The sequence below is a fragment of the Streptomyces sp. NPDC046215 genome (assembly GCF_040646215.1).
Lineage (GTDB): Bacteria > Actinomycetota > Actinomycetes > Streptomycetales > Streptomycetaceae > Streptomyces > Streptomyces stramineus.
Genome location: NZ_JBEYZW010000156.1, coordinates 1 through 6662, shown reverse-complemented (window position 1 = coordinate 6662; position 6662 = coordinate 1). Strand labels below are relative to the sequence as shown.

The following is a 6662-nucleotide window of genomic DNA, read 5'->3' as shown; positions in this document are numbered from 1 at the left end:
GGCAGCAGCAGGAGAATGCCGGTGAACGTCACGAGGGTGGCTGCGGTGTGCCGGATGAGGGCGCCGAGGCCCATCCCGATCAGTGCGCACCGACCGGGACCCCGCCGTCTCTGCCCGTCCGTCTACTGCGCGTTCTGCTCCAGGTGGGCCACGCACGCCTGGTGGCTGGTCGCCGGCAGGGTGACCGTCCAGCCCGCCGGCACGGCGGCGAACGCCGGCCACAGGGACCGCTCCCCGGCCGCGTTCGTCAGCACCATGTGCGTCGCCTCACCCTGGCCGTGGTCCTCGAACGGATTGTTCACGGTGGTTCCCTCTGCTCTCTCTGCTCTGTTTCCGTCGGTGCGGTGATGCGCCGTCAGCCGGCCGACGGCCGCAGGGTCGCCGCCAGCACCGCACCGATCCGGGCGATCGGCTCGGGCTCGGTCATCTCGTAGTGGTCGCAGGGCACGGCGTGCTCCTCGACCGTGCCGTCGACGTACGGGCGCCACCCGTCGGCCTTGGTCGGCGCGGCCCCGCCCGTGGAATCCGTCCCCGCGGCGTCCGCTCCGCCCGGGGCGGTCTCGAAGAACATGTCGCCGGTGGCGCTGAAGAACAGCATGTCCCCGCGGAAGACCTCCGGGGCCAGGCCGGGCGCCACGTCCAGGTTGTTCCGCATGACGCGGGCCATGGTGACCGCCTCCTCCACCGTCACCGCGGCCGTTCCCTCGGCCGCACCGCCGCCCTCGCCGATCAGGCGCACGGCGCGGTCGACGTCCAGCGGCCCGTCGCCCTCCGGCAGTTCCACGCCGGCGACCCGCAGCAGCAGCGCCGCGACCTGGTGTTCGGTCTCCTCCGGGGCGAGGGACTGGTGGTGGGTGAGCGGGGCGTCCATCAGCGCCAGCAGCTCCACCTCCTCGCCCTCCCGCTGCAGGGCGGTGGCCATCAGGTGCGCCACCGTGCCGCCGAAGGACCAGCCGAGGATCCGGTACGGGCCCCTCGGCTGCACCTCGCGCAGATGCCCGAGGTAGGAGTCGACCATCTCCTTGGCGTCGGCGGCCACCGGGGTGGTGCCGTCCAGGCCGTGTGCCTGGATGCCGTACACCGGCTGCCGGGCACCGAGGTGGGCCAGCAGCCCCGAGTAGCGCCAGGCGATGCCGCCGCCGGGGTGCACACAGAACAGCGGCCGCTGGTCACCGTCGGCTCGCAGCGCCAGCAGCGGGGCGAACGCCTCGCTCCCGGCGCCCGCGCGGCCCGCCTGCTCCAGCAGGCCCGCGACCGTGGGCGACGCCAGCAGCGCGGCGGCGGGGACGTCCAGGTCCGCGGCGGTCCGCAGCCGGCCGGCCAGCATCACCGCGCGCATCGAATCGCCGCCGAGGTCGAAGAAATTGTCGTGCACCCCGATGCCGTCGATGCCGAGCGCTTCCTCCCACACCGCGGCCACGGCCAGCTCGCGCGGCGTGCGCGGGGCCACGTACCCGGTCGCCAGGTGCGGCGGCCGGGGCGTCCGGCCGCTGCCCTGCCGCGCCGTCTCCGGCGCGGCCGCCTCGTCCTCCGCGTGGGAGCGCGGCCGGGCCGAGGGGGCGTCGATCCAGTGCCGGCGGCGGTCGAAGGCGTAGCCGGGCAGGGGCACCCGGCGCGGCTCCCGCGGCCCGTCCACCGGGGTCAGGTCGACGGGCACACCGGCGGACCACAGCCGGCCGAGGGCCTCCGCGAAGACCTGCCCGTCGGGGCTGACGGCCTTGGCGTGCCGCATGCTCGCCACGGTCGCGAGCGGCTCCCCCTCCAGCCGGGCGCGCGTCAGCTTGGTGAGCACGTCGCCCGGGCCGATCTCCACCAGCAGCGGGTTGCCGCGCTCCCACAGCGCGGCGATGCCGTCGGAGAACCGGACGGTGTTGCGGGTGTGGGCGATCCAGTGCTCGGGGCTGGTCGCCTGCTCGTCGGTGATCCAGGTGCCCGTCACATTGGTGACGAACGGGATCCGCGGCGGGTTGAGGGTGACCTTGCGCAGGGCGTCGCCGAGCGCGCCGAGCACGGGGTCGAGCACCTGGGAGTGGGCGGCGGCCGGCATCCGCAGCCGGCGGTGCGTCACCCCGTCGGCCAGCAGCCGGGCCTCCAGCGCCGCCACCGCCGCCTCCGGACCGGCGACCGTGCACGCGGAGGGGCTGTTGACGGCCGACAGCGACAGGTCGTCCGTCAGGTACTCCCGCAGGTCGTCCTCGCCGAGGGCCACGCCCGTGGTGGCCCCGCCCGCCGAGGAGATCAGCCGGATCCGCTCGGCTGCCAGCGGCAGCATCTCCTCCAGCGACATCACCCCCGCCAGGCAGGCCGCGGTGTACTCGCCCAGCGAGTGGCCGATGAGCGCGGCCGGCCGCACTCCCTGCTCCATGAGCGTGGTGGCCAGGGCGTATTCGGTGACGACCAGGGCCAGGAAGGCGTCCACACTGCCCGGTTCGGTGTGCTCGTACAGGGCCGTGCGCAGGTCACGGCCCAGGACGGGCTGGAGAATCCGGGCGCAGCGGTCGACCGCGTCCCGGTAGACGGGGTGGTCGCGGTAGAGCTGCGCGCCCATGCCCACGTACTGGGTGCCCCCGCCCGGCAGCAGGAACGCCACGGCCGGGGCGGCGCCCGAGCGGACCTCCGGGTGGACGGGCAGCGGGTGCGCGAGGATCCGCGCGGCGCCCGCCGTGGTCTCGGCGACCACGGCGGCCCGGTGGGGCATGGCGGGGCGGAACGTGCGCAGCGAGTGGGTGACGTCGGCGAGCCCGAGGCCGGGGTGCGCCTCCAGGTGCCGCGCGAGGCTCTCCGCCTGGCCGCGCAGGGCGGCCGGGGTGCGGGCGGACAGCGGCAGCACCTGCCACCGCGGCGCCTCCTGCTCCCGGGGCGGGGAGGGCGCCACGGGCGGGGCCTCTTCGAGGACGACGTGCGCGTTGGTGCCGCCGACGCCGAAGGCGCTGACGGCCGCGCGGCGCGGGCCCCCGTCCGTGTGCCACTCCTCCAGGGCGGTGGGCACCCGGAAGGGGCTCGCCGCGAAGTCGATCAGCGGGTTGGGGGCCCCGAAGTGCAGGGTCGGCGGGATCTGCCGGTGCTCCAGGGCCAGGACGGTCTTGATGAACGCGGCCATCCCGGCGGCGGCGCCGAGGTGCCCGATGTTGGTCTTCACCGAGCCGAGGGCGCAGTACTGCCGCCGGTCGGTGCTCTCCCGGAACGCCCGGGTCAGGGCGGCGACCTCGATGGGGTCGCCGATGCGGGTGGCCGTGCCGTGGGCCTCCACGTAGGTGATGGAGTCCCCGTCGACCCCGGCCGCCGCCTGGGCCGCGAGGATCGCCTCGGTCTGGCCCTCGGTGCTGGGGGCGGTGAAGCCCACCTTGCGGCGGCCGTCGTTGTTGATGGCCGAGCCCTTGATCACGGCCCGGATCCGGTCGCCGTCGGCGAGGGCGTCCTCCAGCCGCTTGAGGACCACGACGCCCACCCCGTCGCCGGAGGAGGTGCCCGCGGCGTCCGCGGCGAAGGCCCGGCAGCGGCCGTCGGGGGAGAACGGCCCGTCGGGGATGTACCGGTAGCCGAGCATGGCCCCCGGGTTCAGGGACGCGGCCCCGGCCAGGGCGACGTCGCACTTGTAGTCGATCAGGTCCTGGCAGGCGGTGTCGATCGCCACCAGGGCCGTCGAGCACGCCGTCTGCAGGGACAGGCTCGGGCCGGTCAGGCCCAGTTCGTAGGAGATCCGGGTGGCCAGGGTGCCCAGCGAGTTGCTGGTGGCGGCGTGCACCAGGGCCACCGAGGAGCCCTGGCCCGCGAAGCGCGGGTGCACGTTGGCCGGGTAGTACCGGCTGTCACCGGCCCCCGCGTACACGCCGACCTGCGCCTCGCCGTGGCCGGCGCCGTACCCGGCGTCCTCCATGGCGTGGTAGGCGCTCTCCAGCAGCAGCCGCTGCTGGGGGTCGATGAGCTCGGCCTCGGCGGGGCTGTAGCCGAAGAAGGCGGAGTCGAACCGGTCGATGCCCTCGATGACGGAGGCCATCCGCACCACCGCCGGGTCGTCCAGGTCCGCCGGATCGCCTCCGGCGGCGAGGAACTCCTCGTCGGTGACGGGCCGGATCGACTCCCGGCCGGCGGCGAGGTTCTCCCAGAACTCCTCCACCGTGTCGGCGCCGGGGAAACGGGCGGCCATGCCGATGACGGCGATGGCCGGCTCGCCCTCGTACGCGGTCTGTGCGGTCTCATCCATCGTTCTGGGTCCTCTTGTTCTTGGGGGCGCGGCGGGCCCGGGCGGCCCGCTGGCGCTCCGCCTGCTGACGGGCGCGGTCCATGCCGGTCGCGGGGGCGCCGGCCTCCGCCGGGGCCGGTGCGGCCGGTGCCCCGCCGGGCACGGCCGCCACGCCGGTGTCGGCGAGGTGCCGTGCGAGGGCCTTGACGGAGGGGTGGCTGAAGAGGTCCACGACGGTCAGTTCGCAGCCCAGTTCCTCGTTGACCGCCGTGGTCGCGCGGACCAGGAGCAGCGAGTGGCCGCCGAGGTCGAAGAAGTTCTCCTCGACGCCCACGTGGTCCCGCTCCAGGACCCGGCACCAGATCGCGGCCAGGGTCTCCTCCAGGCGGCGCGCGCCGTCCGGTGCCGCCTCGCCGTCCGCCTTCCCGCCGGCGGCCACGGAGGTGCCGGCCGCCCGCAGGACCCACGCGTCGGCGGTGCCCAGCGCGCGGGCGGCGCCGGCGGCCGCCAGGTGGACGGCGCCGATGTCGGCACCGTCCTCCAGGGCCACCCGCCCGGCCAGCCGGTGGACCGGCCGGGCCGGGGCGAGCACGTGGCCGCGCACCCACGGCGCGCCGCGGTCCGCGCCGATCAGGACGTGCGGCTCGTCGAGGCTCCGCACCAGGTCGTAGGAGCGCAGGCCCGCGGCCGCGTCCAGGACCCGGTAACCGCGCGCCTCGCTCAGGGCCTTGAGGCCGTAGCCCTCGCTCATGCCGAGCTCGTCCCACATGCTCCAGGCCAGGCTCTGCGCGTCGGCCCCGGCGTGCCGCCGGTGTGCGGCCAGTGCGTCGAGGAAGGCGTTGGCGGCGGAGTAGGCGCCGCTCATGGAGCCGCCGAAGTAGCCGTTGACCGAGGAGAACGCGACGAACGAGGCCGCCGGGTGCTCCTGGGCCAGCCGGTGCAGGACCCAGCCGCCGGTGACCTTCGCGGCCAGGGCCGCGCGCCACTCCCGCGGGGTGTAGTCCGTCACGGCCCGCTGGTCGAAGCTGCCCGCGAGGTGCAGCACCCCGGCCAGCGGGGCCGACCACTCCGCGGCGGCCTTGCCGACCGCCGTGCGCACCTGCTCCGCGTCGGTGATGTCGGCGGACTCGTAGCGGACGTCACCCTGCTCGCGCAGGCTCCGGAAGGCGGCGAGACGGCGGCCCGGCCCGTCGCCCGCGGCGATGAGAGCGTCCCAGGTGTGCTCCTCGGGCAGCTCGGTGCGGCCCACGAGCAGCAGCCGGGTGCCGGGTGTCTTGAGCAGGTGCTCGGCGAGGCGCACGGCGACACCGCCGAGGCCGCCGCTGATGAGGTGAAAGCCCTCGGACGCCGGGCGGGCGGTGCGCGGCAGCGGCTGCGGCAGCGGCGCCAGCCGGCGCACCCACCGGCCGCCGTCACGGTAGGCGACCTCCGTGTCGGACGGCGGCTCCGCGATCTCCGCGAGGAGCAGCGCGGCCGCCTCCCGCGGGTCCGCCGTGCCCTGGAGGTCGACGTGGCCGGTGCGCAGCCACGGCAGTTCCTCGCGCAGGCTCTTGAGCAGACCGGTGGCGGCGGCGTGCGCGTAGGACGGCCGCTCGCCGTCCAGGACGGCCTGGCCGCCCGCGCCGACGAGGTGCAGGGAAATCTGCCGGTCCGCGGTGTGCCGGGCGGTCAGGGCCTGGGCCAGGCACAAGAGGCTGTCGGCGCTGTCGCGCTGGGCGTCCAGGAGCGCGCCGAGAGTCTCCGGCTCGCCGCCGGCCTCCGGGGCGCCCAGGGCACCGAGGTGGACGACGCGCTCGACGGCGCGGCCGTCGGCCGCCAGGCCGTCGAGCACCCGCCCGTAGTCCTCCGCCACATCGGCGCGCACCCGGTAACGGGCGGCGTCGGCCCGGGAGAACTCCTCCCCGGTGGTGACGACCGTGCACAGCCCGCCCTGCGCGCGCAGCAGCCCGGCGAGAGCACCGGCCACCTCCGCGGCGTCATCGTGGCGCCCGGCGAGGACCAGCGTGTGCCCGCCGTCCCCGGACCCGCTGCGGTCACGCTCCACACGCTGCCACACGGGGTGCAGGAACCAGTCGGGGACGGTGGCGGCGGTGCCGAGGAGGATTTCCGACTGTTGTACCTGTGCGTCGAATTCGCCGGCTTCGAAGCGCTTGCGGAGCTGGGTGCGCTGGATCTTGCCGATTTCGGTCTTGGGGATGGTGGCGGCTTCGACGGGGACGAGGAAGGCGGGGCTGACACCGATCTCGCGGGTGATTTTGCCGCGGATGGCGCGCAGGGCCTGGGTGAGGTCGTGGCCTGGTTCGGGGTGGAAGAACAGGGCGAGTTCGTCGGTGCTGGCCGTGGGGTCGGTGCGCACCGCGACAGCGGCGGTGAAGCTCCGTACCGCGTAGGGGAGTTCTTCGGCGCAGGATTCGATTTCGTGGCTGTAGTGGTTGACGCCGTTGACGATGATGACGTCTTTGGCGCGGCCGGTGATGTA

3 protein-coding genes are annotated in these 6662 nt (G+C 75.2%); all 3 read right to left on the bottom strand.

What is annotated here, in order from left to right; all coding sequences use genetic code 11:
* Window positions 1–122: 122 nt before the first annotated feature.
* Window positions 123–302 (bottom strand): MbtH family protein, encoded by a 180-nt coding sequence (locus tag ABZ951_RS33235; protein WP_344086103.1) that lies wholly within the window; start codon window positions 300–302, stop codon window positions 123–125.
* Window positions 303–355: 53 nt separating this feature from the next.
* Complete coding sequence (locus ABZ951_RS33230; RefSeq protein WP_361281685.1) at window positions 356–4204, bottom strand: beta-ketoacyl synthase N-terminal-like domain-containing protein; 3849 nt, start codon at window positions 4202–4204, stop codon at window positions 356–358.
* A partial coding sequence (locus ABZ951_RS33225) for an SDR family oxidoreductase (protein ID WP_344086109.1) occupies window positions 4197–6662 on the bottom strand: 2466 nt, incomplete at its 5' end. The genes ABZ951_RS33225 and ABZ951_RS33230, both read right to left, overlap by 8 nt.